Raw genomic sequence first — 364 nt, 5'->3', positions numbered from 1 at the left:
CCACCGCACCGGCCGCCAGCACCAGGCCGAGGGCTTCCAGACTCATGCCGAAGGTCGCTGCGCTCGAACCCAGCCAACGCGAAAGACGAATGCCGCACGTCGGCCCCAGCAGTTGTCCGATACCGAGTGGAAGAATCGCCAAGCCCGCTGCGAGCGCACCGCGACCCAGCCCGGCTTGTTGGTACACCGCGAACGTCAGGAAGAACGCCGCCAAGGCATACAGCATGACCGCCGCCAGCAGACCAAGAGCCAATCCACGGGTTGCCGAGATGACCGAGGGCGGAACCAGCGTCGACGCAGCCAAGCGCTCCCGGTGCTTCTCGTAGCGCCAGAACAGGGCCAGGAGTGCTGGGCTCATTGCCAG

1 pseudogene is annotated in these 364 nt (G+C 66.2%); it reads right to left on the bottom strand.

Features of this window, described 5'->3' with window-relative positions:
- A pseudogene (locus AC1DMU_RS29800) lies at positions 1-364 on the bottom strand (hypothetical protein); the annotation flags it as partial.

This window comes from Bacillus sp. 01N45 (genome assembly GCF_056399205.1).
The sequence above is the reverse complement of the archived record's forward strand: the minus strand, read 5'-3'. Positions and strand labels throughout refer to the sequence as shown.